At 73.0% G+C, this 26628-nt stretch carries 25 protein-coding genes; 9 read left to right on the top strand and 16 right to left on the bottom strand.

What is annotated here, in order from left to right; translation table 11 throughout:
- Positions 1–81 precede the first annotated feature (81 nt).
- The gene (npdG, locus tag ABZ457_RS11245) at positions 82–795 is read left to right on the top strand and encodes an NADPH-dependent F420 reductase (RefSeq protein WP_359156379.1); all 714 of its coding nucleotides are present in this window, start codon (positions 82–84) and stop codon (positions 793–795) included.
- 261 nt (positions 796–1056) lie between these two features.
- On the top strand, positions 1057–1239 hold the full coding sequence (locus ABZ457_RS11240) for a hypothetical protein (protein WP_359156377.1): 183 nt from the start codon (positions 1057–1059) through the stop codon (positions 1237–1239).
- A 69-nt stretch (positions 1240–1308) separates the two neighbouring features.
- Here ABZ457_RS11240 and ABZ457_RS11235 read toward each other — a convergent pair whose 3' ends face one another.
- A complete protein-coding gene (locus ABZ457_RS11235; RefSeq protein ID WP_359156375.1) occupies positions 1309–2115 on the bottom strand; it encodes a site-2 protease family protein in 807 nt (268 codons plus the stop codon).
- Positions 2116–2364: 249 nt separating this feature from the next.
- Here ABZ457_RS11235 and ABZ457_RS11230 point away from each other — a divergent pair, with 249 nt between their 5' ends.
- Positions 2365–2718, top strand: coding sequence for a hypothetical protein (locus tag ABZ457_RS11230; protein ID WP_359156373.1), 354 nt, complete (start codon positions 2365–2367; stop codon positions 2716–2718).
- A 528-nt stretch (positions 2719–3246) separates the two neighbouring features.
- Here the strand turns inward: ABZ457_RS11230 and panB are convergent.
- Positions 3247–4152: a 3-methyl-2-oxobutanoate hydroxymethyltransferase gene (gene panB / locus ABZ457_RS11225; RefSeq protein ID WP_359156371.1), complete on the bottom strand. Its 906-nt coding sequence runs from the start codon at positions 4150–4152 to the stop codon at positions 3247–3249.
- A gap of 439 nt (positions 4153–4591) precedes the next feature.
- Here panB and ABZ457_RS11220 point away from each other — a divergent pair, with 439 nt between their 5' ends.
- Positions 4592–5617, top strand: coding sequence for an endonuclease/exonuclease/phosphatase family protein (locus ABZ457_RS11220; protein WP_359156369.1), 1026 nt, complete (start codon positions 4592–4594; stop codon positions 5615–5617).
- 77 nt (positions 5618–5694) lie between these two features.
- Here the strand turns inward: ABZ457_RS11220 and ABZ457_RS11215 are convergent, their stop codons facing one another.
- A complete protein-coding gene (locus tag ABZ457_RS11215) occupies positions 5695–7455 on the bottom strand; it encodes an NAD+ synthase (protein WP_359156367.1) in 1761 nt (586 codons plus the stop codon).
- A 228-nt stretch (positions 7456–7683) separates the two neighbouring features.
- A complete protein-coding gene (locus ABZ457_RS11210) occupies positions 7684–8112 on the bottom strand; it encodes a CBS domain-containing protein (protein WP_359156365.1) in 429 nt (142 codons plus the stop codon).
- A gap of 208 nt (positions 8113–8320) precedes the next feature.
- On the opposite strand from ABZ457_RS11210, the gene ABZ457_RS11205 reads away from it, so the two are divergent.
- The gene (locus ABZ457_RS11205) at positions 8321–8983 is read left to right on the top strand and encodes a GPP34 family phosphoprotein (RefSeq protein ID WP_359156363.1); all 663 of its coding nucleotides are present in this window, start codon (positions 8321–8323) and stop codon (positions 8981–8983) included.
- A 105-nt stretch (positions 8984–9088) separates the two neighbouring features.
- Here the strand turns inward: ABZ457_RS11205 and ABZ457_RS11200 are convergent, their stop codons facing one another.
- The 6 genes from ABZ457_RS11200 to ABZ457_RS11175 form a co-directional block, all read right to left on the bottom strand.
- Entirely contained in the window at positions 9089–9796 is a 708-nt protein-coding gene (locus tag ABZ457_RS11200; protein WP_359156359.1) for a DUF305 domain-containing protein, read from the bottom strand.
- 16 nt (positions 9797–9812) lie between these two features.
- Positions 9813–10460 carry a DUF3105 domain-containing protein gene (locus ABZ457_RS11195; protein WP_359156357.1) on the bottom strand — a complete coding sequence of 216 codons (648 nt, stop codon included), beginning with the start codon at positions 10458–10460 and terminating at the stop codon, positions 9813–9815.
- A 93-nt stretch (positions 10461–10553) separates the two neighbouring features.
- The gene (locus tag ABZ457_RS11190; RefSeq protein WP_359156355.1) at positions 10554–10958 is read right to left on the bottom strand and encodes a hypothetical protein; all 405 of its coding nucleotides are present in this window, start codon (positions 10956–10958) and stop codon (positions 10554–10556) included.
- A gap of 157 nt (positions 10959–11115) precedes the next feature.
- Positions 11116–13290 carry an MMPL family transporter gene (locus ABZ457_RS11185; RefSeq protein ID WP_359156353.1) on the bottom strand — a complete coding sequence of 725 codons (2175 nt, stop codon included), beginning with the start codon at positions 13288–13290 and terminating at the stop codon, positions 11116–11118.
- A 313-nt stretch (positions 13291–13603) separates the two neighbouring features.
- On the bottom strand, positions 13604–13858 hold the full coding sequence (locus ABZ457_RS11180; RefSeq protein ID WP_359156351.1) for a hypothetical protein: 255 nt from the start codon (positions 13856–13858) through the stop codon (positions 13604–13606).
- Positions 13855–14295, bottom strand: a complete 441-nt coding sequence (locus ABZ457_RS11175) for a winged helix-turn-helix domain-containing protein (protein ID WP_359156515.1) — start codon at positions 14293–14295, stop codon at positions 13855–13857. The genes ABZ457_RS11180 and ABZ457_RS11175 overlap by 4 nt, the downstream gene beginning before the upstream one ends.
- 325 nt (positions 14296–14620) lie before the next feature.
- On the opposite strand from ABZ457_RS11175, the gene ABZ457_RS11170 reads away from it, so the two are divergent.
- The 3 genes from ABZ457_RS11170 to ABZ457_RS11160 all read left to right on the top strand — a co-directional run bounded on the left by ABZ457_RS11170 (position 14621) and on the right by ABZ457_RS11160 (position 19245).
- Positions 14621–15982, top strand: coding sequence for a glutamine synthetase family protein (locus ABZ457_RS11170; RefSeq protein ID WP_359156349.1), 1362 nt, complete (start codon positions 14621–14623; stop codon positions 15980–15982).
- 536 nt (positions 15983–16518) lie between these two features.
- Positions 16519–18657, top strand: a complete 2139-nt coding sequence (locus tag ABZ457_RS11165; RefSeq protein ID WP_359156347.1) for a hypothetical protein — start codon at positions 16519–16521, stop codon at positions 18655–18657.
- Between the two features lie 399 nt (positions 18658–19056).
- On the top strand, positions 19057–19245 hold the full coding sequence (locus ABZ457_RS11160; RefSeq protein ID WP_359156345.1) for an antitoxin: 189 nt from the start codon (positions 19057–19059) through the stop codon (positions 19243–19245).
- 159 nt (positions 19246–19404) lie between these two features.
- Here ABZ457_RS11160 and ABZ457_RS11155 read toward each other — a convergent pair whose 3' ends face one another.
- The 3 genes from ABZ457_RS11155 to ABZ457_RS11145 all read right to left on the bottom strand — a co-directional run bounded on the left by ABZ457_RS11155 (position 19405) and on the right by ABZ457_RS11145 (position 22179).
- Positions 19405–20025, bottom strand: coding sequence for a hypothetical protein (locus ABZ457_RS11155; protein ID WP_359156343.1), 621 nt, complete (start codon positions 20023–20025; stop codon positions 19405–19407).
- A gap of 162 nt (positions 20026–20187) precedes the next feature.
- The gene (locus ABZ457_RS11150; protein WP_359156341.1) at positions 20188–20991 is read right to left on the bottom strand and encodes a class I SAM-dependent methyltransferase; all 804 of its coding nucleotides are present in this window, start codon (positions 20989–20991) and stop codon (positions 20188–20190) included.
- A 249-nt stretch (positions 20992–21240) separates the two neighbouring features.
- Positions 21241–22179: an aldo/keto reductase gene (locus ABZ457_RS11145; protein ID WP_359156339.1), complete on the bottom strand. Its 939-nt coding sequence runs from the start codon at positions 22177–22179 to the stop codon at positions 21241–21243.
- A gap of 92 nt (positions 22180–22271) precedes the next feature.
- Between ABZ457_RS11145 and ABZ457_RS11140 the strand changes: the two genes are divergently transcribed.
- The gene (locus ABZ457_RS11140; protein ID WP_359156337.1) at positions 22272–23084 is read left to right on the top strand and encodes a class I SAM-dependent methyltransferase; all 813 of its coding nucleotides are present in this window, start codon (positions 22272–22274) and stop codon (positions 23082–23084) included.
- 73 nt (positions 23085–23157) lie between these two features.
- Here the strand turns inward: ABZ457_RS11140 and ABZ457_RS11135 are convergent, their stop codons facing one another.
- From ABZ457_RS11135 to ABZ457_RS11125, 3 genes are all read right to left on the bottom strand, one after another.
- Positions 23158–23592, bottom strand: coding sequence for a VOC family protein (locus tag ABZ457_RS11135; protein ID WP_359156335.1), 435 nt, complete (start codon positions 23590–23592; stop codon positions 23158–23160).
- A gap of 55 nt (positions 23593–23647) precedes the next feature.
- Complete coding sequence (locus ABZ457_RS11130; RefSeq protein ID WP_359156333.1) at positions 23648–24178, bottom strand: pyridoxamine 5'-phosphate oxidase family protein; 531 nt, start codon at positions 24176–24178, stop codon at positions 23648–23650.
- A 190-nt stretch (positions 24179–24368) separates the two neighbouring features.
- The gene (locus ABZ457_RS11125) at positions 24369–26486 is read right to left on the bottom strand and encodes a PIG-L family deacetylase (RefSeq protein ID WP_359156331.1); all 2118 of its coding nucleotides are present in this window, start codon (positions 26484–26486) and stop codon (positions 24369–24371) included.
- Positions 26487–26628 lie beyond the last annotated feature (142 nt).

Below are 26628 nucleotides of genomic sequence, written 5' to 3'. Positions count from 1 at the left end.
CGGCCCGCCGGGAGCGCCGGGGCCGGAACCGGGGCGGGCTCACCCGTTCGTGTGCGGGCGGCCACGGATAGGGTCGGGCCCATGACTTCCGACAACACTGCGGGCGCCCCCGCGAAGGCCCCGGCCAAGGACCCCTGGGACCTCCCCGACGTATCCGGACTCGTCGTCGGCGTCCTCGGCGGGACCGGCGACCAGGGCCGGGGGCTGGCGTACCGGCTGGCCCGCGCCGGCCAGAAGGTGATCATCGGTTCACGGGCCGCCGAGCGGGCCGAGTCCGCCGCCGCCGAACTGGGCCTCGGCGTCGAGGGCGCCGACAACGCGGAGTGCGCGCGGCGCAGCGACGTCGTGATCGTGGCGGTGCCGTGGGACGGCCACGCCAAGACCCTGGAGAGCCTCCGCGAGGAGCTGGCCGGCAAGATCGTCGTCGACTGCGTCAACCCGCTCGGCTTCGACAAGAAGGGCGCCTACGCGCTCAAGCCGGAGGAGGGCAGCGCCGCCGAGCAGGCCGCCGCCCTGCTGCCGGACTCGCGGGTGACCGCCGCCTTCCACCACCTCTCCGCGGTGCTGCTCCAGGACGCGTCGATCGAGGAGATCGACACCGATGTGATGGTGCTCGGCGAGTCCCGCGCCGACACCGATGTGGTGCAGGCGCTCGCCGCCCGCATCCCGGGCATGCGCGGGGTGTTCGCCGGGCGGCTGCGCAACGCGCACCAGGTGGAGTCCCTCGTCGCCAACCTGATCTCCGTGAACCGCCGCTACAAGGCGCACGCGGGGCTGCGCGTCACCGACGTGTAGACCGCGCCCGGCCCCGGCGCGCGGGAGTGCGGCGCGCGCACCGGACCCCGGCGCGCGGGACGTACGGTCCGGCGCCCGGCCCCGGTGTGCACGGGGCGTCCGGCGCGTCCGCGGCCCGCTGCGGCGGGGCACGGACGGGTGCGCGCCGGGCATGGGGGACACTGGACGGGACGTACCCCCGCGGACCGCCTCGCGGGACCGCCCTCGCAGAACCCCGGTCGCAGGACCCCGACCGCAGGACCCGGACAGGAGCCGCACCCCATGCCCCGCCTCGCTCTCTACGCCCTCGTCGTCTGCGCGCTCGCGGTGGTCGCCGCCGTGGTGTCCTTCGCACAGGGCATGTGGCTCGGCATCGTGTGGGTGCTGCTGGCCGGGGTCTCCTCGAACATGGCCTGGTACTACCTGCGCCGGGCCCGGGCCGAGCGCGAGGCCGCCTCCGCCTGACCCGGGCGCGCCGGACCCGCCGGGGCCCGGCCCGAAACAGGCCCAGCCGGGCCCGGCCCGCAGCCGGTGTCAGTCCACCGGCACGGCACAGAAGCCGGACTCCCCCTTCCAGAACTGGAACAGCTCCCGGCCGCAGTACACCGCCTCCCGGGGCACGCCCAGCCCGTCCATCAGCGCGTACACCGCGTCGAAGAAGACCGCGTTCACCCCCGGTATCCACAGCAGGGCGAAGACCGCCAGCAGACCGAACGGGGCGAAGGGCTCCACCTGGCGGCGCAGCCGGTGCGGCAGCCAGGGCTCCAGCACGCCGTAGCCGTCCAGGCCCGGAACGGGCAGGAAGTTCAGGATCGCGGCCGTTACCTGGAGCAGCGCCAGGAACGCCAGGGCGAGGACGAAGGGCAGCGGCACGCCGTCCAGCGCGCCGAGCCAGAACGGCGCGGTGCACACCACGGCGAAGAGCACGTTGGTCAGCGGCCCCGCGGCCGAGATCAGACTGTGTCTCCACCGCCCCCTGATCCGGTGCCGCTCGATGAAGACCGCGCCGCCGGGCAGACCCAGCCCGCCCATGATCACGAAGAGCACCGGCAGCACGATGCTCAGCAGGGCATGGGTGTACTTCAGCGGGTTCAGCGTCAGATAGCCCTTGGCGCCGATCGACAGGTCCCCGCTGTGCAGGGCGGTGCGGGCGTGCGCGTACTCGTGGAGGCAGAGGGAGACGATCCACGCCGACAGCACGAAGAGGAACACGGCCACGCCGGGCTGCGCCGCGAAGCCCGTCCACACGGCCCAGCCGGAGACGGCCATGACGGCGAGGATGCCCAGGAAGACAGGGCTGATCCGTCGGTCGCTGTGGCGCCTGGCGGTGGCGGTGGACATGGACGCGGCTCCCGTGCTCGGCCGCCACGGCGGCGGCCGTGACGGAGTGTGACAACGGGACAACGTCCACGGGGTCGCGCCGGTTCCTGGGGAGCGGGACGGGTTTCCCGGGCCGCACCCGCCCCGCCCCCGCGCGGTCGCCCCCGTCGGCGTGCGCATCTCCGCCGGGCGCGCCGGCCCGCTCCGCCCCCGCGCGGTCGCCCCGGCGCCTGCCGGGTGCCGCGCCCCCCACCGACCCGGTACACCGACATGGTCATCATCAGAGCCATCGCCACCGCTTTCGGTATCGGCCTCGACGAGCTGTTGGGCGAGGCGCCCCCGCCGAGCGGGGAAGAGGACCGCCTGAGGGAACTGCGCGGCGTGATGCGCCGCTTCGACCACCCGACCGAAGCGCCGGTGCAGGCCGATCGTCTGGAGCGCGACCTCGGGGACCTGTTCCGTCTACGGGGCGACGCCGACCTCGCGGCCGTGACACAGAGGCTTCCCGGCCTGCTTCAGCGCGTGCAGGACCGCGCCCACGGGAGCGGCCTGCCCGGGGATTGGGCCGGTGTCGCCGATGTGTACAGCACGGTTACTGGCTCGCCGCCCGGCATCGCTGGATGACCATGGCCGAGCTGGCCGTCGTGAAGCAGCGACAGGCCGCAGAGCGGGCGAACTCCCCGGCACTCGCGGTGGCAGCCAGGGACGAGGCCGGTGCCTTTCTCAACGGAGGGGATTTCGCCGGGGGTGTCGCTGTCGTCGACCGAGCCGTGGTCCGAGCCGAAAGCACGATGCGGGGCCGCTCCAGGCACCTCGCCCTGGGCCTCCTCCACCTCAGGGGGCTCACACTCGCCGGCCGCATGCGGGACAAGGGCCTGGTCGAGGTCCACACCAGGGGCGCCAGGAGGGCCGCAGAGCAGTTCGACGACGACGTGGACGTTCAGGGCATGCACTTCGGGCCCGAGGATGGCCAGGGTCCATCCGACGAGCCAGGAACTCGGCCGTGTGCTCGTCTCGCTGCACAAGCGGAGCAACCCCAAGGTCGCGGCCCTGGCCAGGAGGGCCGGAATTCCGCTGTGAAGGAAGTCCCCGGAAACGGCGACAGCCCGCCGACGGGGGAAGATCGGCGGGCTGTCGTGGTGCCGGAGATGGTCAGTGGAAGGTGTGCTCCTCGGCGGGGAAGGCCCCGCCCGCGACGTCCTGGGCGAAGGCCCTCGCCGCGTCGCCGAGGGTCTGGCGCAGGTTCGCGTACTGCTTGGTGAAGCGCGGGACCTTGCCGCCGGTCAGACCGGCCATGTCCGTCCACACCAGGACCTGGGCGTCCGTGCCGTCGCCCGCGCCGATGCCGACGGTCGGGATGTGCAGGGAGCGGGTCACCTCGGCGGCCAGCTCGGCCGGCACCAGTTCCAGCACCACGGCGAACGCGCCCGCGTCCTGCGCGGCCTTGGCGTCCCGCAGCAGCCGGTGGGCCGCCTCGTCGCCGCGGCCCTGGACCCGGTAGCCCATGGTGTTCACGGACTGCGGGGTCAGGCCCAGGTGGGAGACGACGGGGATGCCGGACTCGACGATCAGCTCGGTCTGCGCGAGGGAGCGCTCGCCGCCCTCCAGCTTCACCGCCCCGACCCCGGCCTCCTTGACCAGCCGGGTCGCGTTGCGCAGGGCCTGGACCGGGCCCTCCTGGTACGAGCCGAACGGCAGGTCGCCGATGACGAGGGCCCGCTTGGTGCCGCGTACCACCGCGGCGGAGAGCAGGGTCATCTCGTCCATGGTGACGGGCACGGTGGTCTCGTAGCCGAGGTGGCAGTTGCCCATGGAGTCGCCGACCAGGATGACCGGGATGCCGGCCTCGTCGAAGACGGACGCGGTCATCGCGTCGTACGCGGTGAGCATGGGCCACTTCTCACCGCGCTCCTTGGCGGCGGTGATGTCGTGGACGGTGATGCGGCGGGTCTGAGCGCCCCCGTACAGCGCCTTGCTGTCGGTCTTCCCGGCGGCCGGGCCGGCCGTGCTGCCGGCGGCGGGCCCCGCGGGCTGGTTCTGCGCAGCCTGAAGCGTCATGGCTGATCGGCTCCCTGTTCGTCATCTCGAGGCGCCCTGACGGCGTCCCCGGATCCCCTCCATGGTGGCACTTCGTGCCGCCCGCGCGGAAGGGGGCTGCCGCCGAGGGGGCCCGCCGGGCCCGCCACGCCGAATGTGAGCGTTCTGTCACAGCGTTCCGACCTGGGCGGACGCCAGGAACCCGGGAGGAGGGGTGCTCGTCCTGGAACGTGTGACGCCGTCCCCTCGGGGCCGGGCGGACGCGATCATCGCCTAGGGTCTCTCCCGGGGCGGGCCCGGCACGATCCCGGGGCGAATCCCGGGGGCAGGGCTCCCGACGTCCGCACGGCGCTCCCGGTCCGGCCCTCCCGGGTCGTCCGACGGACCCGTGGGCGGCGGCGCGGCGGGACGCCCCACGGCGGACCCGGTGGTGTGGCAGCACAGCAGTGAGGACAGCTCTATGGCGCAGGCGTACACGGCGGAGACGGACAGCGACACGACGGGCACCCGGCCATCGGGCTCCCGCCTGCGGGTCCTGCTCGACCGGTGGCGCGGCGACCGGGGCATCTGGCGGCGCGGGGCGCTGCTCGCGGCCCTCGCCGTGGTGGTGGCGCTCACCATGATCCTGCACGCCCAGATCCCCAACCGGATCGGCAACCTCGGCAGCCTCACCGAGACCTTCCTCCCGTGGCTGGGCCTGTTCGTGCCGCTGATCCTGGTGGGCGCGCTGGTGCGCCGCTCGGCGACCGCGCTGGTGGCCCTGCTGCTGCCCGTGGTCGTCTGGCTGAACCTCTTCGGCGGCCTGCTGACGAGCAAGTCCTCGGTCTCCGACGGCGAGCTGATGGTCGCCTCCCACAATGTGAACGCCGAGAACCCGGACCCGGCCGGCACCGCCCGCGAGATGGTCGACTCCGGCGCCCAGGTCCTCGCCCTCCAGGAGCTGCCCGCCGGCAAGGTGGCGGCCTACGAGCGGGCCCTGGCGGAGGAGTTCCCGTACCACGTGGTCAAGGGCACGGTCGGGCTGTGGAGCAAGTACCCGCTCACCGGGGTGTCCGCCGTCGACATCCGCCTCGGCTGGGACCGCGCCCTGCGTGCCACGGTCGCGGTGCCGGACAAGCCCGTCGAGGTGTACGTGGCCCATCTGCCCTCGGTGCGGGTGAAGCTGAACGCGGGGTTCACCGCCGGGCAGCGGGACGCCAGCGCGGACGCCCTCGGCGAGGCCATCGCCCGCGCCCGCCACGAGCGGGTGGTCCTCCTCGGTGACCTCAACGGCACCATGAACGACCGGGCGCTGAACGCGGTCACCTCCCAGCTCCGCTCCACCCAGGGGGCGGCGGGCGACGGGATGGGCTTCAGCTGGCCGGCCTCGTTCCCGATGGCCCGGATCGACCAGATCATGGTGCGGGGAGTGGAGCCGGTCGCGTCCTGGACCCTGCCGCGCACCGACAGCGACCACCTCCCGGTGGCGGCCCGCGTCACCCTCTGAGCCGGGCCGGGCCTCCCGCGTGGTCGCGGGAAGCCCCCGGGGTGAGCAGCCGGCCGAGGAGCCGGCGGGGACCGCCTTCAGCCGCCCGTCGTCTCCCGCCAGCGGTTCGTGATCGGCAGGCGCCGGTCCTTGCCGAAGCCCTTGGCGGAGATCTTGGTGCCCGGCGGGTACTGGCGCCGCTTGTACTCGGCGGTGTCCACCATCCGCAGGGTCTTCGCCACCAGCTCCTCGTCGAACCCGGCCGCCACGATGGCGTCCTTGCCCTGGTCCCGGTCCACGTACAGCTCCAGGATCCGGTCCAGGACGTCGTAGTCGGGCAGCGAGTCGGTGTCCACCTGGCCCGGGCGCAGCTCGGCGCTCGGCGGCTTGGTGATGGACGCCTCCGGGATCGGCGGGGTCTGGCCGCGCTCCCCGGCGGCCCGGTTGCGCCACTTCGCGAGCCGGAACACGGTCGTCTTGTAGACGTCCTTGATCGGCCCGTACGCGCCGACCGAGTCGCCGTACAGGGTCGAGTAACCCACCGCCAGCTCGGACTTGTTGCCCGGCGCGAGGACGATGTGCCCCTCCTGGTTGGAGAGGGCCATCAGCATCGTGCCGCGCAGCCGCGACTGGAGGTTCTCCTCGGCGAGGCCGGTCAGACCGAGGGACGCCATGTACGCGTCGAACATCGGCTCGATGGGCACCGTGCGGAAGTTCAGTCCGGTGCGGCGGGCCAGCTCGGCCGCGTCGCCCTTGGAGTGGTCGGAGCTGTACTTGGACGGCATCGAGACGCCGTACACGTTCTGCGCGCCCAGGGCGTCGCAGGCGATCGCCGCGACCAGGGCCGAGTCGATGCCCCCGGAGAGGCCGATGATCACCGAGCGGAAACCGTTCTTCGCGGCATAGGCGCGCAGACCGACGACCAGGGCGGTGTAGATCTCCTCGTCGTCGTCCAGGCGCTCCGCGTACCCGCCGGTCAGCTCCGGCTCGTAGGCGGGCAGCGGTTCCTCGGAGAGGACCACCCGGTCGATGCGCAGCCCGTCGTCCACGGTGCCCGTGACGGGCAGGGCCGCGGCGGCGGGGAGGTCCAGGTCGATCAGGACGCTGCCCTCGGAGAACTGCGGGGCCCGCGCGATGACCTCGCCGTCGGGGCCGACCACGATCGAGTCGCCGTCGAAGACCAGCTCGTCCTGCCCGCCGATCATCGCCAGGTACGCGGTGGTGCAGCCCGCCTCCTGGGCGCGCTTGCGGACCAGTTCGAGGCGGGTGTCGTCCTTCTCCCGCTCGTACGGGGAGGCGTTGACGGACACCAGCAGGCCCGCGCCCGCGCTGCGGGCCGCCGGGACCCGGCCGCCGTCCTGCCACAGGTCCTCGCAGATCGCGAGGGCCACGTCCACGCCGTGCACCCGGATCACCGGCAGGGTGTCGCCGGGCACGAAGTAGCGGAACTCGTCGAAGACGCCGTAGTTCGGCAGGTGGTGCTTGGCGAAGGTGAGGGCCACGGCGCCGCGGTGCAGCACGGCCGCCGCGTTGCGCGGGGCGCCGGCCGGCTGGCCGTACGTGGGCTGCGCGGTCTCGGCGCGGTCCAGATAGCCGACGATCACGGGCAGTTCGCCGAAGCCCTCCGCCGCGAGCCGCGCGGCCAGCTCCTTGAGCGTGGCGCGGGAGGCGTCGACGAAGGAGGACCGCAGGGCGAGGTCCTCGACGGGGTAGCCGGTCAGCACCATCTCGGGGAACGCGACGAGGTGCGCTCCCTGCTCGGCGGCGTGCCGGGTCCAGTGCACGACCGCCTCGGCGTTGCCGGCGAGATCGCCGACGGTCGAGTCGATCTGGTTCAGGGCGAGGCGTAGTTGAGGCACGGGAGCCAGTGTAATCGTCTTTCTGACGCGATGTCCCGGGCGGGGGCCGGGAAAGGGCGTGACCTTCGTCGCGGCGCGCGCCGGGAGGGGCCCCCGGCCAGGCCGGGCACGGCTCCTCGGGACCGGGCTCGCGACCCGGTTCCAGGGCGGCCCCGGGGGTTCCGGGACCGGGCCGCGCGGCCCGGTCCCGCCGTCCCGCCGTCCCGCCGTCCCGCGCGCGGAGGTGGCTCAGCGCGGGCCGGAGGCCGCGTAGACCTGCTCCGCCCACGTCGCGATCTGCGGCTCGCTCAGGTGCTGGGCGAGGTCCGCCTCGCTGATCATGCCGACCAGGCGCTTGTCCTCGACCACCGGGAGCCGGCGGATCTGGTGGCCCTGCATCTCCCGCAGCACCTCGGCCACGTCCGCGCCCGCGTCGATCCAGCGCGGCGTCCCCTGCGCCATGTCCCCGGCCGTCACCTTCGACGGGTCGTGCCCCATCGCCACACAGCCCACGACGATGTCGCGGTCGGTGAGGATGCCGCACAGGCGCTCGTCGGCGTCGGCGATCGGCAGGGCGCCCACGTTCAGCTCGCGCATCAGCTGCGCCGCGCGGTCGAGGGTCTCGTGTGCGGGGATCCACTGCGCCCCGGGATGCATGATGTCCTTCGCCGTGGTCATCGGCTCCGCCTCCTGCGTCTGCGTCGGATCGTTCCCCGAGCCCCTGCCATTCTCGATGGGCCGTTCGGAGTACGCGACCGCTGGCGCGAGCGGCCCCCGGGCGGCCCGGAAACCCGCCGCCCCGCCGCGCGTCCTTACGGGTGCGCGCCGGACCGCCCCGGGCGGGCCCGCGCGCACGACCACCGCTGTACGACGAGGGGAGCCGTCCGTGCCCGTGAGCCTGGGCGAAGAGATCATGCTGCTGTCACTGGACGACGAGTCGGGCGCGGCCAAGGACCTGTCCTCGGCCTCCTGGGCCGTCGCGGGCGGCATCGTCCTCGACCTGGCGCTCGCCGGGCGGGTGAGCGTCACCGGCAAGCGCGTCGCCGTGACCGACCGGACCCCGGTCGGCGAGGCGCTGCTCGACGGACGGCTGACCGACCTCGCCGACTGGTGCGGCAAGCGCCGCGCCCCCAAGGTCGCGAGCTGGCTGACGAAGGACCAGGCCAGGGCGCCGCGCGCCGCGATCGAGAGCCTGGTCGGGCGCGGGCTCGTCACCGAGCAGCGGCGCAACGCCCTGGGCATCTTCCCGATCCGCCGCTACCCGGAGGCGGACGGCACGGTGGAACGCGAACTGCGCGCCCGCCTCAAGGACACGGTCCTGGCCGGGGCGCGGCCGGACGACCGCACGGCGGGGCTGGTCGCCCTCCTCCAGGGCGCGGGGCTGCACCGGATCGCGTTCCCCGGGGTGCCGCGCAAGGAGGTCGAGCCCCGGATGAAGGAGATCGCGGACGGCCAGTGGGCGGGACGCGAGGTCCGTGAGGCGATCCGGGAGATGCAGGCGGCGATGCTGGCCGTGACGGCGGCGACGGTGGCGGTCGCCGTCAGCTGACGCCCGGCACCGGGCCGCGCCCCCGCACGCCGACGGGCCGTACGCCGACGGGCCGGCCACCCCCGTGAGGGGTGACCGGCCCGTCGGCTGTGACCACGGTCGGGCTCAGAGCTCCGGCTGCGCGCCCCGCTTCTTCAGCAGGCCCACCATCAGCTCGACCTCCGACTCCTGCCCCTGCACCATCGTGCCGGCCAGGTTCCGTTCGGCGCCGACCTCGCAGCGCTCCACACAGCCCTCGGCCATCGCGATGCCGCCGTTGTGGTGGGCGATCATCAGCTGAAGGTAGAAGACCTCCGCCTCCGTGCCGCTCAGCCCGCCGAGCTTCCTCAGCTCCGCCTTGGTGGCCATGCCCGGCATCAGCCGCCCCTCGTCCTCCGGGGAGCCGTGGCCGTTCTCACCGCCGTGGCCGCCGTGACCGGAGCCCTTGCCGCCGCTGCCGTCACCGCCGTGGCCCGCGTCCGGTCCGTGCATCCACGTCATCGGCTCGGTGCCCGCCTCGACCTTCGGCAGGCCCCACAGGTCCAGCCAGCCCAGCATCATCCCGCGCTGGTTGGCCTGGGTGTTGGCGATGTCGTACGCGAGCCGCCGGATCTCCTCGTTCTCCGTCCGGTCCCGGACGATGAACGACATCTCCACGGCCTGCTGGTGATGGACCGACATGTCCCGGGCGAACCCGGCGTCCGCCGAGTCCGAGGCCGGCGTGCCCGCCCCGGACGTGCCGCCGCTGCCGCCCGCCGTGGCCACCGTGGCCGCCCCGGCGAACAGCAGCGCCAGCACCACCGCCGTGATCGCGGCCCAGTGCGTGCGTGTCATCCCGTTCACGTCCGGATCACTTCCCGTCCACGCCACCCGTGCAGGCGGCGCCCGGCTCCGGGGTCTGCGGGCCCTGCACGTACTTGGTGAAGAACTGGTTGACCCGCGGGTCGTCCGCCGAGTCGACCGTCACCTGCTTGCCCCAGGCGCTGAGCATGATGGCGCCCTTCTGTTCCTTGTACGGGCTCATCAGCGAGTACGGGGTCTCCTTGACCTTCTCGCCGAGCTTCTTCACATCCGCCTCGGGGGCCTTGTCGGTGTAGGTGACCCACACGGCGCCGTGCTCCAGGGAGTGGACCGCGTTCACCTCGGGGATCTCCTCGGTGTAGACGTCGCCGTCGCAGTTCATCCACACCGGGTTGTGGTCGCCGCCCACCGGGGGCTTCATCTCGTACGTGACGGGCGTGTCGACGTGCTTGTTGGTGAGCTTCTTGGCGTCCCAGCTCTGCTCCTGCCCGATGGGCGCCTTGGCGGCGGCCTCCGCCGCGGCCTTCTCGTCGGACTCCTTCTTGAGCACATAGCCGCCGAAGCCGACGAGGGCGGCGACCACGACGGCGCTGATGCTGATGGTGATGACGCGGTTGCGGCGCTCACGCGCCTGCTCGGCACGGCGCATCTGCTCTATTCGGGCCCGGCGCTCGTTGGTGGTGTTGCGGGAAGCCATGGGTCGTCCTTCGTAAGACGGGGGTCTGCGGGGGGTGGTGCGCGGCGCGCGGGTGCGTCCGCGCCTCGTGCCGTGGTGCGGCGTGCGGGCCTCTCAGGCCCGCAGCACCTGAAGGACGTGCAGATCCGGGGCGCGGGGGAGTGCCCCGGAACGTCGCGGCCCGCCGGGGGCGGCGGGCGGGACGGTGTACGGGGGCTCGGAGGCCGCCTGGAGCGGGGCGTCGAGCGGCGGCGCGGTCAGCACCGCCGGGTTCAGCACGGGCATCAGCCCGCAGTCCCCGCGGTCGTACGGGCAGGTGAACGCCGGCCCCCGGTCCGCGCCGTGCCCGTCGACGGCGGTCACCCCGTGGCGCTGCTGCTCCGCCGCGCCGTGGTGGGAGACCGGCCCGGACGGGCTGAGGCAGAGGAACAGCGCGCCGAGGAGCGTCACCACCGCGCTCAGCAGAGCCGTGGGACGCGCGACGCGCGAGACGCGGTGACCCCGCGAACCCCTCCTCATGGGCCGAGATCGTAGTCGGGGAGCGGCACGCGGGGACCACATGGTGGCCGATCCGGTGGCGGGGCCAGAGGGCAAAACGTTATGAACGCGGACGAAACGGTGGCCGGACGCCCCGAGGTGGGGGCGCCCGGCCACCACGGCCGCGCCGTGCGGAGGGTCAGACGGTCTCCGGGGCCCGCGCCGCCCGCTCCCCGTCGCCCGCCGAGTCGCTTGCCGATGCCGATGCCGGGACCGGCGTCCGGAACAGGCGGCCCGGCCACCAGAACCGGCGTCCCAGGTCCAGCGCGAGCGCCGGCACCAGCACCGTCCGCACCAGGAAGGTGTCCAGCAGGACGCCGATCCCGACCAGCACGCCCAGCTGCGCCAGGGTGACCAGCGGCAGGCCCGCGAACACCGCGAAGGTCGCCGCCAGCACCACACCCGCGCTGGTGATGACCCCGCCGGTCGACGTCAGCCCCTCCAGGACCCCGCGTACGAGCCCGAGGCGCCGCGCCTCCTCGCGGACCCGGTGCATCAGGAAGATGTTGTAGTCGATGCCGAGGGCCACCAGGAAGACGAAGCCCATCAGCGGAATCGACCAGTCGACCCCCGCGAAGCCGAGGACGTGCTCGAAGAGCAGATGGGACGCGCCCAGCGCCGCGACATACGACAGCACCACCGTCGCCAGTAGCAGGACCGGCGCCACGACCGCCCGCAGCAGCCACACCAGCACCAGCAGCACCACCAGCAGGACGACCGGGATGACCGTGCGCAGATCCCGGTCGGCCGCCCGCCGGGTGTCCAGCGCCTGCGCCGTCGTCCCGCCGACCAGGGCTTCCGCGCCCCCGACCGCGTGGGCCGCGGTGCGCAGCCGGTCGACGGTGTCCCGGGCGGCGGCGGAGTCGGGGGCGTCGTCGAGGACCACGCGGAGGGTGGCGAGCCGCCCGTCCGCCGTCCGGTCCCCGGTGTCCACCCGGGCCACGCCCTCGACACCCGCCAGCGCGCCCCGCACCTCGTCCGCCCGGTCCGCGGCGGTCACCACCGTCGCCGGATCGGAGACGCCGGACGGGTAGTGCGCCGAGATCCGCTCCTGCGCCACCACCGACTCGGGCTTCTGCCGGAACATCTCGGCCTGGCCGAGGCCCATGTCGATCCCGACGGCGCTGAGCGCGAGGACGCCCGTGACGCCGGCCGACATCAGCCAGGACCAGCGCGGCCGGCGGGCCACCGCCGCGCCGATCCGCGACCAGACGGTGACGGACCGGCGCACCGGGGTGCCGACGCGCGGCACGAACGGCCAGAACACCCAGCGCCCGGCGAGCACCAGCAGCGCCGGCAGCACGGTCACCATGGCCAGGAACGCGCAGACGACGCCGATCGCGCCGACCAGCCCGAGGGAGCGGGAGGAGTTGATGTCCGCCAGCGCCAGGCAGGCCAGGCCCACCGCGATGGTGCCGGCGGAGGCGAGGACGGCCGGGCCCGAGCGGACGAGGGCGATCCGCATCGCCCGGTGCCGGTCCGCGTGCCGGTGCAGCTCCTCGCGGTAGCGGGCGATCAGCAGCAGCGCGTAGTCGGTGCCCACCCCGAACACCAGGACCATCAGAACGCCCGCGCTCTGCGGATCGACGGGGAGGCCCGCGTACCGCGCGAGCAGCCAGGTCGCCGCCTGGGTGAGGACCGCCGCGAAGCCCACGGCCAGCAGCGGGAACAGCCAGAGCACCGGGCTGCGGTAGGTGACCAGCAGCAGCACGGCGACGACCAGCCCGGTGGCGATCATCAGGGTCGCGTCCAGGGTGTCGAAGACCGCGACCTGGTCCGTCAGGGACCCGGCCGGGCCGCCGACGACGACCTCCAGCCCGGGCGGGGCGTTGGCCGCGGCGGTGTCGCGGATCTGCTCGACGCTGTCGCCGAGTTCGCCCGCGAGGGGCACGACCACCATCAGCGCGCGGCCGTCGTCGGACGGGAGGGCGGGGGAGACCCGCTCGCCCTCGGCGACGTGCCCGGCGAACACCCGCCGGTCGGCCTCCGCCTTGGCGCGTGCCGCGTCCCCGATGCGGTCGGCGGTTCCGGTGCCGGTGCCGGTCGTGCTGTAGACGACCACGACGGGCATGACCTCGTCGGCCGGTTCGGCCCCGTCGGCGGCGTCTGCGCGGAACCGTTCCAGCTCGGTGTTGACCCGGGCCGACTCCGCCCCGCGCGGGAGGAAGGCGTTCGGCCCGGTGTCCTCCACCTCGCCGAGCTTCCCGGCCAGCGGGCCGAGCGCGGCGACGAGGAGGACCCAGCCGAGCAGGACGAGGACCTTGCCGCGCCTGCCGCCCGGTGCCTGGGCCAGGCGCGTGAGCAGCGCTTTCATGAGTAGTCTCCTGGGTGTGGAGTTCCGGGCGCACGGGCCCCGCCCCACGGCGTGACGGTTCGCGGACCTGCCGTGGGTACGAGGGGACGTGCCTGGGTTGTGATCTCCATGGGTACGGCCGGGAGTTGCAGCTCCTGGCCGTACCGTTTTTCCGGGGCCCGGGTTCTTTTCCGGGGCCTGGTTTTTTCCGGGGCCGGGTTTCCGGGGTGGGCCCGGTCGTCCCGGCGGGGCCGGTTTACGGCGCGGGCCCGGTCGTCCGGCCGCCGGCCGGTCGTCCCGGCGGGGGCCGGGTTTCCCGCTGTCGGGTCCTCCGCTACTCGATCTCGCGCATCATGCGCTCCATCGAGGCGAGCGAGTTCCGCGTCTGCGTCAGCTCGTCCAGCGTCCGGCGGTGCAGCTCGGTGCTGTCCTCCAGCAACTGGGCGTATTTCTCGGCGAGTTTGCGGTACTCGGTGTCGCGGGTCGCCAGCACGCGGGCCCGCCAGGTCGCGGCGACCTGCCAGACGATCACGATGCACAGCAGGAAGAGACCCGCGGCACCCACCGCTCCCACCACGTCGCCGCTCATGTCGTCTTCTCCTTCGTCGATGGGCCGGCCGTCGTGCCGCCGGCCGTAGTGGTGTCCTCGCCGACGCTCCCGCGGGCGTCGCCGCCCGGTGCGCCCGGTGCGTCCGGTGCGTCCGGCGCGTCCGGGCCCTGCTCCCCGGCGCCGCCGAGGGTGGCGGCGGCCGCGCCGATCGTCCGCGGGGTGAGCGCGAAGCAGAACGGCGTCAGCTCGAAGTACTTCATCGCCTTGCCGCCCTCGGACAGTTCCAGCTCGCCCCGCACCAGGCCCGCCGCCTCCAGCCGCTGGAGGTGCATATGCAGCAGGGGGCGGCCGATGGCCAGCTCACGGGCGAGCCGGCTGACGTAGTCCCGGCCGTCGAGCAGGGCCGCGACGATCCGCATCCGGTGCGGGTTGCCGAGGGCGCCGAGGACCTTCAGCAGCTCGTCCCCGGTGAGCACCGGCGTCCCGGCCCCGGCGGGGTCCGGTCCCGGTGCGGCGGAGTCCGGCCCCGCTGTGGAGTCCGGTCCCGGTGCGGGGTCCGGCGTCTCGGCCATCGCGCCCCCTCCCTCGTATGTGTCAGTTCACGCTGACACGCCCCTCCCTACCTGTCAAAGAAACCTGACACATGTCGGGGTGGAGTGAGGGGCCCCTCAGGGTCGTCTCGGGGTGGGCCCTGACCCACAATGGGCACAGCCGCGGTGCGCAACGCGCCGGAAACCGAGGGATGGCATGCTCGGGGCGGCAGCACGCGGCGCGACCGGCAACGATGGGTGGAATTCTCGAATGGACAAGCAGCAGGAATTCGTGCTCCGCACGCTCGAAGAGCGCGACATCCGCTTCGTGCGCCTGTGGTTCACCGATGTGCTCGGTTTCCTGAAGTCCGTCGCGGTCGCCCCCGCCGAGCTGGAGCAGGCGTTCGACGAGGGCATCGGCTTCGACGGCTCGGCGATCGAGGGCTTCGCGCGCGTCTACGAGTCGGACATGATCGCCAAGCCGGATCCGGCGACCTTCCAGATCCTGCCCTGGCGCGCCGAGGCCCCCGGCACCGCGCGCATGTTCTGCGACATCCTGATGCCCGACGGCTCCCCGTCCTTCGCCGACCCCCGGTACGTCCTGAAGCGGGCCCTGAACAAGACCTCCGACCTGGGCTTCACCTTCTACACCCACCCGGAGATCGAGTTCTTCCTCCTCAAGGACAAGCCCGTCGACGGCAGCCGCCCGACGCCGGCCGACAACTCCGGCTACTTCGACCACACCCCGCAGAACGTGGGCATGGACTTCCGCCGCCAGGCCATCACGATGCTGGAGTCCATGGGCATCTCGGTCGAGTTCAGCCACCACGAGGGCGCCCCCGGCCAGCAGGAGATCGACCTCCGCTACGCCGACGCGCTCTCCACGGCGGACAACATCATGACCTTCCGCCTGGTCATGAAGCAGGTCGCGCTGGAGCAGGGCGTCCAGGCCACGTTCATGCCGAAGCCGTTCTCGGACTACCCCGGCTCGGGCATGCACACCCACCTCTCCCTCTTCGAGGGCGACCGCAACGCGTTCTACGAGTCCGGCGCGGAGTACCAGCTCTCCAAGGTCGGCCGCTCCTTCATCGCGGGCCTGCTGCGCCACGCGGCGGAGATCTCCGCGGTCACCAACCAGTGGGTCAACTCCTACAAGCGCATCTGGGGCGGCTCCACCCGCAGCGCCGGCGCGGGCGGCGAGGCCCCCTCGTACATCTGCTGGGGCCACAACAACCGCTCCGCCCTCATCCGCGTCCCGATGTACAAGCCGGGCAAGACGGGCTCCGCCCGCATCGAGGTCCGCTCCCTCGACTCCGGCTGCAACCCCTACCTCTCCTACGCGGTCCTCCTCGCCGCCGGCCTCAAGGGCGTCGAAGAGGGCTACGAACTCCCCGCCGGCGCCGACGACGACGTCTGGGCCCTCTCCGACGCCGAACGCCGCGCCATGGGCATCACCCCGCTCCCGCAGAACCTGGGCGAGGCGATCGACCTGATGGAACGCAGCGAACTGGTGGCGGAGACTCTGGGGGAGCACGTCTTCGACTTCTTCCTCCGCAACAAGAAGCAGGAGTGGGAGGAGTACCGCAGCGAGGTCACGGCCTTCGAGCTGCGGAAGTCTTTGCCGGTGCTGTAGCAGCAGGTCAGCGGCTTAGAGACCGCAAATGCGGGCGGGCCGCCCGGTCCAACCGAAGCGACCCGCCCGCAGTCATGCTCAGCTCTGGGCGTCCAGGGGCCGCCAAGCGCCTGCCCTGCGGCTCCGCCGGGCGCTTCCCGGTCCGGGCCGCACCCGAGCGCCTGCGATCAGGACGTGTCTGCCCCGGCGGCTCGGGATCGGCATTGACTGGTGAAGTTGGGGGTGGATTTAGAGCTCGGTCGAAAGCAGTTGCTGTCATGGCCGGCAGAAAGAGGGTCAGGAGCCAGTGCAGAACCCAGGTGGTTCTGAGTCCGGCAAACAGTGTGTCCCACCGCAGCGAGGTAGCGGGCCTTCGAGAGCAAGTCGCTGCCTGTGCCGCAGTCCACTGACGCGAGTCCGCGGTCGGGCCGTCGGCCGATGCCGCGGACCGACGCGCCTGCTTTCCGCATCGGCATCCGCGTTCTTCCCCTGCGCCTCCGCCGCCAGCCGTACCGTCTAGGTGTTCGCGGTGTGGGGTCGAGGTACGGGGGGCGCGCGTGACGGACGAGGATGTTGCGAGGGCGCGTTGGGGCCTGCCTCAGGACGAGAGGACGTACGAGGACGCCGTTGCGGGGCTGATCGACGAGAACGAGGTCGTCAGGGCCTACCTCGCGGCCGGCGTGGACCTGGATCTCCTGAGAGCGGAGCTGTTCGGGCACCGGTTCGTGGCCCACGTTCTCGCCTCCGGGAGGGGCGAGTACGCGGACTATCAGGATGCCGTGGAGCAACGGGAACTGGCCGCGCGGCGCCGCGGGACCCAGTCTTTCCCCCGGCGTGTACTGCGCCCTCTCCGGACGGTTCTGCTGGACCTTCAAGTGGCGCTGATGCGCAGGCAGTGGCAGGACGCGTTACCGGCTGAACTGGCACGCGAAGTGGGAGGTGTGCTCCAGCTTCTCCTTGGTGAGGATCACAGCAGGCTCCTCGTCACACCGGACATTCTCGGACTCGTCGATGCCCACGACCTGCGCTATTTCGTGCCTCATGACGAGTTGGACGATCTCAACACGAAGCTCGGTCTGATGTCCGGGGGCACGGTCGCGGTCTCGGGGCCACGGGGTGTCGGCAAGTCGACTCTCCTCCGTGCCCTGGTCGAGACAGCCGAACCACATGACTTGATCGTCCCAGTACAGATGCCGGCTGCCTACGTCCCTCAGGAGTTTCTCCTCTCCCTGTTCCAGCGGGTGTGCGAGGAGTTCCTGGCCCAGTACGACGATGAACGGGCTGGTGCGTTTCCCGTTCTGGTGAGACTACGGAAGCACCTGCTCAAGCGTCTGCGCAGACTGTCCCGGCGCGTACTCCAGGCGACGGCGGCCGTGTTGCTGCTCTCTGTCGCACTGGCGCCCCTGTTCCACGCGATTCAGGAGGCGCTGCGCGCCGGGTTCTACCCGTGGCTGTCGCAGTCGTGGACGGCCACGGCGCGTGCCGCGACCCTGGCATGGGCCGAGAGCCCCTGGGTGACGCGTACGCCCCTCGCGGTCCTGGGGATCGCGCTGCTGACGACCCTGCCGAGGAAGCGCAGGCGATCGCCCCTCCTGCAGGACTGCGTGAACTACCTCTATCTGCTGCGGACGGTGCAGAGCACGAGCCTCGCGGTGAACACGGGGTTCGCTCCCCTTGTCGCGGGGACGCTCGGGGCGGGGCGTACGACGACGCTCTCCTCCCGGAATCTGACTCTGCCCGAACTCGTGGTCCACTTTCGACGGATGCTCGGAGAGATGACCGAGCACGGGGCGGGCACGGACGAGGGACCGCAGCGCATCTTCATCCTCGTGGACGAAGTCGACCGCATTGGCTCGGCAGAGCAGGCAAGGGCGTTGCTGGCCGAGATCAAGGCGGTGTTCGGTGTTTCCCACGTCTATTTTCTTCTGTCCGTGGCCGAGGAGATCGGAGCGGGCTTCGTGCGACGGGGCATGCCTGTCAGGGATGTTCTGGACAGTTCGCTGGACGACGTGATCCATGTGGTGCCGAGAAGCCTGGAGCAGTCCCACCGAATACTGCAGAGCCGGGTCCCGGGCCTGCCTTCTCCGTTTATCGCGCTCGCGCACTGCCTTTCCGGCGGTATCACCAGGGACCTCATACGCTTTACGCGCTGCATGGTGGCGATTCCCGAACGGATCGGTCCGGGCGGCGGGCGTCTGCCACGCGTCGCGTTGACACTGCTTCTGGATGAATTCCAGAAATCCCTGCGATCCTTTCGCGTGGCCCTGGGCGAGGCCGACGGTGTGGACGGATATCGGTTGGACGACATACGTCTGACGCTCACCGGTGTCTGGGAAAGGGGCGTGGACGAGTCCGTCGAGGAGGCCGCGAACACGGTGCGTAAGCTGCTCGAAGTCGCTGACTCCCGTGCCCTTTCCCAAGAACGGGATTCGGCGGATGACGTAGTCCAGGGCTGGAGCGAAGTCGCGGCGTACGCGGATTTCATCCTGGCGATGATCGAGTTCTTCGCAGTTGCGAGGCGCTTTCCCGACGAGTACGCGATGAGGCGGAAGGGCCCTGAAGGGCAACTCGACCGACTCGCGGAGGCCCGGCTCGATCTCGAAGTCTCCCCGAGGTCCAGCCGTCTGCTGCTGGAACGGTTTAGGAAGGCATGGAGCCTTTCCGGCAGTACTGAGGAGGCGCAGGTGCAGACCTGAGAATCGGGCGCTCCGTCTCATCGGACGCAACCGGGACGCCCGTGTTCGGCGTTCATGTAGGCGAGAGGGCGCGCCTGGTCGGGCGTCGCGGGCAGGCTCGCCGGGGGACCGCCGGGCAGAGGGGTGCGGGGGAGAGGGGCGGGATGCGGCGGCGCAGGGAGCGCAGGTGCAAGTGGTGCAAGCGGGAGCTGGCGCCCCGGGGGTGGTGGCGGGCGCGGCGGTACTGTCGGCGGCGGCATCAGGTGTACTACTGGTTCAAGTCGGCATTCGAGACTGTGTTCGATGGCGTGCTGAGCTGAAACCGCAGGTCAGCGCCGGAGCGCTGGTCTGGAGATGCGGTACTCGCCCGCGCGGCCGACCCTGGAGGGACGGCGATTCCTGCGTCGAGGAGGAGACCACATGTCCATGATGGACAAGATCAAGAGCAAGCTCAAAGGTCATGAGGACCAGACCGGCAAGGGCATCGACAAGGCCGGTGACATGGTCGACGACAAGACCCAGGGCAAGTACAAGGACCAGGTCGACACGGCACAGGACAAGATGAAGGACCAGTTCGGCGGCCGGCGCGAGGAGCCGCCGCAGCAGTGACCGAGCGGTGACGGTGTGCGGCAGGCGGCCGGGACCCATGAAGCGCCCGGCCGCCCCCGGCCCCGGTGCCCGGCGATGCCGGGACCGGGGCCGATGCGCGCGACGAGCGCGCCGGGCCCGTCAGGGGCGCCGGCCGTGCCGGCGACGTCAGGGGTGGCGTCAGGTGAAGAAGAAGTAGATCGTGTCCTCGGTCCGGCCGCGCGCCTTCGCGTGCGCCCACTCCTCCGCCTCGAAGCGCATCAGCTTCGCGAAGTGCTGCGCCGTGTTCTGGAACTCCGGCGCCAGCCGGTGCAGCACCGCCTCGTACGCGTCCGCCAGCTGCCCCGCCAGGTCGGTGGCGAGGGTGCCGATGGACGGGAAGGCGTCCCCCGGGTGCGGGAGCCGGATCGGCGGGCCGGCGAAGAGGAAGTCGCCCGGCCGCAGCGCGGACGGGACACCGCAGCCGGCCAGCTCCGCGTCCATCGCGTAGAACCACGACGGCCGGCGCCAGGCCCCGAGGTCGACCGGGTCCGAGAAGTGGCGGGACACCAACGCGTCGAAGGCGTAGGTGTATTCGGCGCCCATGTCCGAACCGGGCGTGCCGTCGAGCAGTTCCTCCAGGGCCTGTTCGACGGTGAGCCGCCGGCGGACGCCCTCATGCGTGTGGCGCGCGTCCCGTTCCCGGCAGTGCTGGCGGACGCTCTCCAGCACCCGTTCCTGGTCGTCGGTCCGCTCGACGGAGGTGAGCAGCCGGATCACCTGCCGCATGTCGCCGGTGCTCATCCGCAGGCAGTAGCTCACGAGCCTTCCTTCCCCCCGCGCGGTCGCGCGTCCGTGCGTCCGTGCGTCGTTCTCGGTCCCACCCATGATCCCTGACGGGAGCGGTCCCGTCGCCCCGTCCGTTGGTCCGTTGCCCCTCACTACGGCCGGTGGGGCGTGGTTGCTCAGCCGGGCGCCGGTGGATCAGGCGGCCGGCCGGCGGAAGAGGGCGGCCCAGAGGAACGGTTCGCCGAAGTGCGGGGAGTCGGCCGGCTCGTCGCGCATCCGGCGCAGTTCGACCTCGTCGAGCAGCGGGCGGGTGCCGGGGCCGGAGAAGATCCCGCGCAACTCCCCGGCCCGGTAGGCGAGTCCGCCGCCCAGCCCGCCGTCCCGGTAGAACGCGGTGTCCGGCAGCTCGGACCCCATCGCGCCCGAGGCGAAGCAGGTGAGGGAGAACAGGCCGCCGGGCGCGAGCAGGCGGTCGAGCAGGGCCAGGTAGCTGATGCGGCGGTGCGGCGGCAGATGGTGGAAGCAGCCCGAGTCGTGGATGAGGTCGTACGGGCCGTCCAGCTCCGCGGTGAACGCGTCGCCCCGTACGAACCGGACGTCGACGCCCGCGTCCCGCGCGCGTTCCCGGCCCCAGGCGACGGCGGTCGGCGAGAGGTCCACGGCGTCCACGGCGAACCCGGCGGCGGCCAGGTGGACCGCGTTCCGGCCCGGACCGCAGCCCAGGTCGAGGACCCGCCCGCCGGACGGGACCAGTCCCCGGGCGAGGGCCGCGACCAGGCTCTCGTCGGGCTTGGGGACGAAGAACGGCACCGGCCGGTCCCGGTCCGCGTAGAAGCCGTCCCACCAGTCGGTGCCGCGCTCGCCCCAGCGGTCGGCCGCGGGCGCGAACAGGCCGTCCAGGAGGGTGAGTACGTCCTCGACGGTACGGATGCCGCGGTGCCCGATCCGGTCCGTGGCGGTGCCCGTCGCGCGGTCCCTGGTGGTGTCGGTGCCGTGCATACGAGTCCCCTGTCCCGCGCGTTGCCGTAGGACCCAACGGTACGCGGTGGAGGGGTGTTTGCCCAGGTCAGGCGGTGTGCGAGACGGGCTTCGGCGGGCTGCTGGGGGCCTGGTGGAGGCGGGCGGACCCACCGGGTCCGGCGGGCGGGCCGGGGCCCCGGAACGGCCTCCTGGAGGCCCGCCCCGGGGCCGTTCCGGGGCGACCCGGGGCGGGTTTTCCGGCGTCTTCAACGGGGCGGGCCCGGGGGCTCAACCGGCCCGGTCCGCGCCCCCGTTCACGGCCGCCGGACCGGCCAGCGCGTCCAGCCGCGCACGCTGCGCGGCCGACAGCCGGACGCCCGCCGCCCCGACGTTCTCCTCCAGGTGCGCGGTCCGGCCCGTGCCCGGGATCGGCAGGACGACCGGGGAACGCGCCAGCAGCCAGGCGAGGGAGACCTGCGCCGGGGTGGCGTCCGCCTCGGCCGCGACGGCGGCGATCTCCGCCCGGGCGGCATCCGCGTCCGCGCCCCCTTCCTGGTGTCCGCCGCTGCCCCCGGAGGTGTCGGGCAGGGTCGTGGCCACCGGCCGCCACGGCAGGAACGCGATCCCCGCCGCCTCGCACGCCTCCAGCACCGGTTCGTGCTCGCGGTCCAGCAGGTTGTAGCGGTTCTGCACGCTGACGATGTCGGCCAGAGCCCGCGCCTGCGCCAGTTCGGCGACCGTGACCTCGGACAGGCCGATGCGGGCGACCTTCCCCGCGAGCTGGAGTTCCCGCAGCGTGCCGATCTGGTCGGACAGGGGTGTCGCCGGGTCGAGGCGGTGGAGCTGGAGCAGTTCGATCCGTTCGACGCGCAGCCGGCGCAGCGCCTGGTCCACCTGGTCGCGCAGGACGGCGGGCCGGGCGTCGAGCCCCCACTCGCCGGTCTCCGCCGACCGCGCGACACCCACCTTGGTGGTGACCAGCAGGTCCGCGGGGTACGGGTGCAGGGCCTCGGCGAGCAGCTCCTCGTTGGCTCCGCCGCCGTAGAGATGGGCGGTGTCGATCAGGGTGACGCCGAGTTCCACGGCCCGCCGGGCGACGGCGACCGACGCCTCGCGCTCCGGCCCCGGTTCCGTCGGCAACCGCATCGCGCCGAAGCCGAGCCGCCGTACCGTCAGATCCCCGCCGATGGCGAACTCGCCCGCCGCCGCTGCCGTTGTCGTCGTCATGTCAGCCATCCTGCCCCGGACGGCCGTTCCCGGGGCGGGGGCGACGGAAAATGGGCGTGCGAGGGCGGCGGGTCCGGCGGTACGGTCCCCCGATGCATGACGACGAGCGGAACGTTCACGACACGGGCCGGCCGGACGACACCGGCGACGGGTACTTCGGGGAGAGCGTCGCGGCCCGTTACGACGCCTTCTCGGCCGACATGTTCCGGCCGGAAGCGGTCGATCCGGCGGTCGACCTGCTGGCCGGGCTCGCGGGCGACGGCGGCGCGCTCGAACTGGGCGTCGGCACCGGGCGGATCGCGCTGCCGTTGGCGGCCCGCGGGGTCCCGGTGCACGGGATCGACCTCTCCCGCGCGATGGTCGGACGCCTGCGGGCCAAGCCGGGCGCGGAGGCGGTCGCCACCACGATCGGGGACTTCGCCGCCACCCGCGTACCGGGCGAGTTCGCGCTCGCCTATCTGGTGTTCAACACGATCGACAACCTGACCACGCAGGACGCCCAGGTCGACTGCTTCCGCAACGCGGCCGCGCATCTGCGGCCGGGCGGCTGCTTCGTGGTCGAGGTCGGCGTCCCCGGACTGCGGCTCCTGCCGCCCGGCCAGACGGCGGTCCCGTTCCGGATCGGCCCGGAGGGCTGGGCCTTCGACGTGTACGACACCGCCACCCAGTCGATGAGCTCCGACTACGTCACCGTCCACGCCGACGGGGAGACCGCCCGCCACCGGTCGATCCCGTTCCGCTACGTCTGGCCCGCCGAACTCGACCTGATGGCCCGGCTTGCGGGGCTGCGGCTGCGCGACCGCTGGGAGGACTGGACGAGAGCACCGTTCACACACGAGAGCACCCGTCACGTCTCGGTGTGGGAGAAGCCCGCTGACGGACCGGAGGACGCCGGCCGGGAGTGATCCGGCCGGCGGGCGGGCGCCTCACAACCCGTGCCGGGAGAGGAAGTCCCGTATCAGGGCCGACCGACGGGCGTCAGCGCTCCGAGAGCGGTGACGGCGCCTCCTGGACGCACCAGGTGTTGCCGTCCGGGTCCTTGAAGAACATGAACGCGTTCCACTCCTGGCCGCTCGGGCCGTCCTCCCAGCCCGTCTCCCCGACGTGCTGGACCGGTGTGACGGGCACGCCCCGCGCGGACAGCTCCTCGTGCGCCCGGGCGATGTCGGTCACGCAGAGCTGGAGGGAGTGCAGGGAGCCGGGGGCCATCGACGGCTGCTGCGGGTGGTTCGGCATGCCGGACATCAGGGCGACGGAACAGCGCGAGCCCGGCGGGGTGAGCTGGATGATGCGCATGCCGGGGGCGACCTCCTGGTCGAGGTCGACACGGAAGCCCACGGCGTCCGCGTAGAAGGTCTTGGCGCGGTCGATGTCGGCCACCGGGATCGTGGCGACTTCCAGGGTCATGTCCATGGTGGGATGCACCTTTCGGTAAGAGGGGAGCGGGGGCCCGGGCGGCCCGGGCGGTCTACGCGGGGAAGCGCCAGCGGGTCTGGCCGTACGGGTCGCCCTTGCGGAAGCCGAACACCGTCCGCGGTGCCACCCGGAATACCAGGGCCTCGTGGCCGTCGCCGAGGAACACGCCGTCACCGACCTCGAAGGTCCAGTCCGTGCCGTACTTCGCGACGTACGCGGACGCCAGCGCGCGCAGCGCCGCCGACTCGGTGACCCGGGAGGCCGCGCCCTCGACCACCAGGTCGAAGCCCTCGGCCAGGGAGTTGCCACCGGTGGTCAGGACGACCTCCGGGTTGTCGCGCAGGTTCTTCGCCTTGCGCTCGGCGGTGCCGGTGCAGAAGTGGAGCGCGCCGTCGTGCCAGACCGCGATCAGCGGGGTGACGTGCGGACGGCCCTCGGGGCGGACGGTCGTCAGCCAGAAGACCTCCGCCGTCTCGATCAGCTCCCGGGCGTCGGCCCAGGACGCGGGGGAGGCGGCCGGGTCGCTGAACCGGGGGTCCAGCCGGACGTCGGGCTCGGGCGGTGCGGCGGGTGTCGCGGACATGGAGAGACCTGGCCTTCCGGGCGCGGGGCACGGGGCCGTCGCCCGTGCGTCCCCCAAGGGGGACCGTACGAGCCCCCGGAACTCATCGCACCCGGGGCCGTCACCCTGCCGGACCGGACCGGGCCGGGCCTGCCCCGTCACCCCCGGCCGGGCCCGGCCCGGCCGGACCGGAGACCGCCGCCCTGCCGCGTCACCCCGCCGGGACCGTCCGCCAGCCGCTCCCCGCGCCCGGCGCGGTCCAGTACAGCCGCCCGTCCAGGCCGATCGCCCCCGCCCCGGCCTCCGTCCCCGAGGGCGCGCCCGCGAAGAGGGGGCCGTCCGGGCCGGTCTGCCAGCGCGGGGCGCCCGCCGCGCGGCCCGCCGTGCCCGTGCCCGGGGCGTAGGTGCCGGGGGTGCCGCTGCCGGAGCGGACCGTGAGCCAGGTCCCGGCCGGGCCGGAGGCGCTCACCGGGCCGAAGCCCGAGACACCGCCGAGGTCGGTGACGGCCGGCGCCGTGACCGTGCCGTCCGCGAAGTGCGCCGAACGCACCGCGCCCGAGGACGGCTTGCGGAACAGCAGCCGCACCCCGTCCCCGTCCGGAGCCGCGCTCAGCGCCAGGGTCGTCGGGGGCAGACCGGTCGCCGTCGGGCCGGACAGCGGCGCGCCCGCGCGCGGCTGCGCCCAGGCGACCACGCTCAGCGGCGTGCCCGCGAACACGTACTGGCGGCCCCGCGCGTCCGTGGCCACCGCCGGGTCCCCGTGCAGATCGCGCCCGCCCCGGCCGCGCCACCGCGTCCAGCTGCCGTCGGAGTGCTGCGCGGTGGAGCTGAGGCTGTAGCGGCCGTTGCGCACGTACACCGTGATCCGGCCCGCCGGGTCGACGGCCGCCGCCGGGGCGCTGATGTCCGACAGGGCGTGGGCGTCGCTGCGCTCCGGGGTGCCGAGCGAGGTCCACGGGCCGAACGCGCCGTCCGCCGTGCGCTGCACCGCCGTGACGACCTCGCGCCGGTAGTCCGCCGGGCCGCCGTCGAGGACGGTACGGGTGCCGAACACGGCGATCCGCCCGTCCGGCAGGCGCACCGAGCTCACCCCGCTGTCCAGGCCACGGCCGGGCAGCAGCCGGGGGCCGGTCCAGTCGCCGCCGGCCGGGCGGTGCCAGACGGCGAGCCGGGTGTCCAGCACCGAGAACGCCCACAGGCCCCCGTCCCGGCCGGGCTGCGTCCAGGAGACCGACTCGCCCCGGGAGTAGCGGATCGACTGCGTCCAGCCGTGGCCGCCGGGGCGGGAGGCCACCTTGCGGTCGCCGCAGCCGGCGGGCGCGCCGCAGTAGTTCTCCGCGTCCATCCAGGCGTAGGTGTGCAGGGTGCGCAGCTTGGCCGCCGCGGTCTGCGGGTCGAGGGTGCGGGGGAGGCCGCCGTTGAGGTAGCCGAGGTAGTTCTGCACCCCGAACGCGGGCCGGTCCGGGACGCCCGCGTACTGGGCGAGGGCCGCCTGCGCGAACCGGGCGCCGTACATGTGGTCCTGGTGGTCGGTGGCCCGGCCGGTCTTCAGCGAGCGGCCGGGCGTCGGGTCCTGCATCCGGACGTGGGTGGGGCGGAACCGCTCCAGCAGGCCGGCGACCGTGTCGACGACGTCCTGCTTGGCGTAGCGGAAGCCCTGCCGGACGGGGGAGCCGGAGGCGAGCTGGGAGGGGAGTTCGGTGATCCGGCCGTCCCACAGGCCGTGCAGACTGACCGGCCGGTCGCCGGAGACCGACCCGGCCTCGCGCAGCTGCACCCACACCAGGGAGATCTCGGGCCGGGCGGCGAGCACGTCCAGCTCGGCGGTGGCGCCGCCCGCGGTGGGTATCTCGGTGCGGCGCCAGGGGCTGGTCCGGTCGCCGGTGGCCATCTCGGCGTAGGCGGCGCGTATGCCGTTCTGCCGGGCCTCCGCGTAGTGCGCCTTGTCGGCGGCGGGGACGGCGGCGGGGGCGAACGGGCCGGTGCGGGCCGCGTTCACGCCGTCCGACTCGCCGGCCGTGAGATACACCGAGGTCAGCCGGGTGCGGGTCTCGACGGACTGGCGGGTGTCGGGGTTCATGAAGAACAGGTCGTCGTCCGGGTGGGCCACGATCTGCACGACGGAGGCGGGGACGTGCGCGGCGGCGGGCGCGGCGGTCACGGGCCGGGCCTTCGGGGCGGCGGCCGGGGCGCCCTCGGCATCGGTGGAGGACGCGCCGGGTGCGGCGAGGAACCAGCCGGCCACCGCGACCGGGACGATCAGCAGGGCCGCCGTCGGGCCTCGACGGGACAGCAGGGCAGGACGGCGGCGGGACCCGGACGAGCGCATGGCGGTGGTGGTGCTTTCGGTGTTCAGGTGGGAGGACGCGGGCGGGCCCGGCCGCGCGGGCGGCGGTGAGCGGGTTCCGCGGTCCGACCGGCGGACATCGGCGTGATCGACGCTGATCGGCCGGGAAGACGGAAATACCGAG

The sequence above is a fragment of the Streptomyces sp. NPDC005805 genome (genome assembly GCF_040630445.1).
Classification (GTDB): Bacteria; Actinomycetota; Actinomycetes; order Streptomycetales; family Streptomycetaceae; genus Streptomyces.
The sequence above is the reverse complement of the archived record's forward strand: the minus strand, read 5'-3'. Positions and strand labels throughout refer to the sequence as shown.

What these genes read in the sequence shown, in the direction of transcription:
- ABZ457_RS11140 (WP_359156337.1), top strand. Translation starts at nt 22,272, where the DNA reads ATGCATGACGACGAGCGGAACGTTCACGACACGGGCCGGCCGGACGAC.
- ABZ457_RS11145 (WP_359156339.1), bottom strand. Translation starts at nt 22,179, where the DNA reads ATGACGACGACAACGGCAGCGGCGGCGGGCGAGTTCGCCATCGGCGGG.
- panB (WP_359156371.1), bottom strand. Translation starts at nt 4,152, where the DNA reads ATGACGCTTCAGGCTGCGCAGAACCAGCCCGCGGGGCCCGCCGCCGGC.
- ABZ457_RS11230 (WP_359156373.1), top strand. Translation starts at nt 2,365, where the DNA reads ATGGTCATCATCAGAGCCATCGCCACCGCTTTCGGTATCGGCCTCGAC.
- ABZ457_RS11235 (WP_359156375.1), bottom strand. Translation starts at nt 2,115, where the DNA reads ATGTCCACCGCCACCGCCAGGCGCCACAGCGACCGACGGATCAGCCCT.
- ABZ457_RS11130 (WP_359156333.1), bottom strand. Translation starts at nt 24,178, where the DNA reads ATGTCCGCGACACCCGCCGCACCGCCCGAGCCCGACGTCCGGCTGGAC.
- npdG (WP_359156379.1), top strand. Translation starts at nt 82, where the DNA reads ATGACTTCCGACAACACTGCGGGCGCCCCCGCGAAGGCCCCGGCCAAG.
- ABZ457_RS11180 (WP_359156351.1), bottom strand. Translation starts at nt 13,858, where the DNA reads ATGAGCGGCGACGTGGTGGGAGCGGTGGGTGCCGCGGGTCTCTTCCTG.
- ABZ457_RS11135 (WP_359156335.1), bottom strand. Translation starts at nt 23,592, where the DNA reads ATGGACATGACCCTGGAAGTCGCCACGATCCCGGTGGCCGACATCGAC.
- ABZ457_RS11150 (WP_359156341.1), bottom strand. Translation starts at nt 20,991, where the DNA reads ATGCACGGCACCGACACCACCAGGGACCGCGCGACGGGCACCGCCACG.
- ABZ457_RS11240 (WP_359156377.1), top strand. Translation starts at nt 1,057, where the DNA reads ATGCCCCGCCTCGCTCTCTACGCCCTCGTCGTCTGCGCGCTCGCGGTG.
- ABZ457_RS11190 (WP_359156355.1), bottom strand. Translation starts at nt 10,958, where the DNA reads ATGAGGAGGGGTTCGCGGGGTCACCGCGTCTCGCGCGTCGCGCGTCCC.
- ABZ457_RS11185 (WP_359156353.1), bottom strand. Translation starts at nt 13,290, where the DNA reads ATGAAAGCGCTGCTCACGCGCCTGGCCCAGGCACCGGGCGGCAGGCGC.
- ABZ457_RS11125 (WP_359156331.1), bottom strand. Translation starts at nt 26,486, where the DNA reads ATGCGCTCGTCCGGGTCCCGCCGCCGTCCTGCCCTGCTGTCCCGTCGA.
- ABZ457_RS11160 (WP_359156345.1), top strand. Translation starts at nt 19,057, where the DNA reads ATGTCCATGATGGACAAGATCAAGAGCAAGCTCAAAGGTCATGAGGAC.
- ABZ457_RS11220 (WP_359156369.1), top strand. Translation starts at nt 4,592, where the DNA reads ATGGCGCAGGCGTACACGGCGGAGACGGACAGCGACACGACGGGCACC.
- ABZ457_RS11210 (WP_359156365.1), bottom strand. Translation starts at nt 8,112, where the DNA reads ATGACCACGGCGAAGGACATCATGCATCCCGGGGCGCAGTGGATCCCC.
- ABZ457_RS11200 (WP_359156359.1), bottom strand. Translation starts at nt 9,796, where the DNA reads ATGACACGCACGCACTGGGCCGCGATCACGGCGGTGGTGCTGGCGCTG.
- ABZ457_RS11170 (WP_359156349.1), top strand. Translation starts at nt 14,621, where the DNA reads ATGGACAAGCAGCAGGAATTCGTGCTCCGCACGCTCGAAGAGCGCGAC.
- ABZ457_RS11195 (WP_359156357.1), bottom strand. Translation starts at nt 10,460, where the DNA reads ATGGCTTCCCGCAACACCACCAACGAGCGCCGGGCCCGAATAGAGCAG.